General features: G+C 46.3%; 2 protein-coding genes and 3 pseudogenes. 4 read left to right on the forward strand and 1 reads right to left on the reverse strand.

Annotation, left to right across the window (positions count from 1 at the left end; genetic code table 11):
- The 4 genes and pseudogenes from BFF42_RS26995 to ospG form a co-directional block, all read left to right on the forward strand.
- Window positions 1-176 (forward strand): annotated as a pseudogene (locus tag BFF42_RS26995) (E3 ubiquitin--protein ligase); the annotation flags it as partial.
- 207 nt (window positions 177-383) lie between these two features.
- The gene (gene yacA / locus BFF42_RS16940; RefSeq protein WP_000079956.1) at window positions 384-653 is read left to right on the forward strand and encodes a type II toxin-antitoxin system antitoxin YacA; all 270 of its coding nucleotides are present in this window, start codon (window positions 384-386) and stop codon (window positions 651-653) included.
- Window positions 653-822, forward strand: a pseudogene (gene yacB / locus BFF42_RS27305) (type II toxin-antitoxin system toxin YacB); the annotation flags it as partial. The gene yacA and the pseudogene yacB, both read left to right, overlap by 1 nt.
- A gap of 82 nt (window positions 823-904) precedes the next feature.
- Window positions 905-1,387, forward strand: a pseudogene (ospG, locus tag BFF42_RS16950) (type III secretion system effector protein kinase OspG); the annotation flags it as partial.
- Window positions 1,388-1,404: 17 nt separating this feature from the next.
- On the opposite strand, the gene BFF42_RS16955 reads toward ospG, so the two are convergent.
- Window positions 1,405-1,483 (reverse strand): IS1 family transposase (locus tag BFF42_RS16955; protein WP_001401901.1); only part of this gene is annotated, 79 nt, incomplete at its 5' end.

A 1,483-nucleotide genomic window follows, 5' to 3' on the forward strand; every position in this document is an offset into this window, starting at 1 on the left:
CTCAGAGGGTGGCTGACCGGCTGAAAGCATCAGGTCTGAGCGGTGATGCGGATGCGGAGAGGGAAGCCGGTGCACAGGTGATGCGTGAGACTGAACAGCTGATTTACCGTCAGCTGACTGACGAGGTACTGGCCCTGCGATTGTCTGAAAACGGCTCACAACTGCACCATTCATAATCACATCGCATAAAACTGTCAGCGCCAGTGATAGGACAGGTGAAACCTGTCAATACGTACCGGCTTACGCCGGGCTTCGGCGGTTTTACTCCTCTGCCATATGCAACAACGGAGTGCCGCCTTACATGCCGCTGGCGCGGCATATCCTGGTGACGATATCTGAACAGTTATATACTGTGTATATACGTGGTAATGACGAGGTGGCAAATGGCACAGGTTAATATGAGTGTAAGAATCGACGCAGAACTGAAGGATGCTTTTATGGCCGCTGCAAAAAGCATGGACCGTAATGGCTCTCAGTTAATCCGGGATTTTATGCGCCAGACCGTTGAACGGCAGCACAATTCTTGGTTCCGTGACCAGGTTGCGGCAGGCCGTCAGCAACTCGAATGCGGTGATGTGCTTCCCCATGACATGGTCGAATCCTCTGCTGCTGCATGGCGGGATGAAATGAGCAGGAAGATTGCTGATAAATGATGGAGATGTTCTGGACCATGCTGGCCATCCAGGACAGGAAGCGCATTCGTAGTACATTGCGGAGCAGAACCTGATGGCCGCCATTGAACCGGACGAACGGATTGGTTATTCAGCCAGCAGCCTGGCAGGGCAGCCGTATAAAGGCCGCAACGGTCGTGTGGAAGGAACATCTGGACCACACAAGGTAGCGTGTAACGTTATTTTGTGTGAAAATCTCTTGTGATTTTTAAATATCGTAACAAAGGTATGACATGAAAATAACATCTACCATTATTCAAACACCTTTTCCATTTGAGAATAATAATTCTCATGCTGGCATAGTAACGGAGCCCATTCTCGGTAAGTTAATAGGTCAGGGGTCGACAGCAGAAATCTTTGAAGATGTGAATGATTCATCTGCTTTGTATAAAAAGTATGATCTTATTGGCAACCAGTACAATGAGATTCTGGAAACGGCTTGGCAAGAATCTGAGCTTTTTAATGCTTTTTATGGCGATGAAGCATCCGTTGTTATACAGTATGGCGGAGATGTGTACCTCCGAATGCTGCGCGTGCCTAGGACTCCCCTTAGTGACATTGATACAGCTGATATCCCTGATAATATAGAGAGCCTTTATCTACAGTTGATATGTAAATTGAATGAGTTGAGTATAATCCATTACGATCTTAATACAGGTAATATGCTGTATGATAAAGAAAGTGAAAGTTTATTCCCAATAGATTTTCGCAATATTTAGGTAATGACTCCAACTTACTGATAGTGTTTTATGTTCAGATAATGCCCGATGACCTTGTCATGCAGCTCCACCGATTTTGAGAACGACAGTGAC

Source organism: Shigella sp. FC1661, from assembly GCF_001712525.1.
Classification (GTDB): domain Bacteria; phylum Pseudomonadota; class Gammaproteobacteria; order Enterobacterales; family Enterobacteriaceae; genus Escherichia; species Escherichia coli.

Bases quoted from the DNA above. Each gene is read 5' to 3' on its own strand.
- yacA (WP_000079956.1), top strand. From the start codon at position 384: ATGGCACAGGTTAATATGAGTGTAAGAATCGACGCAGAACTGAAGGAT.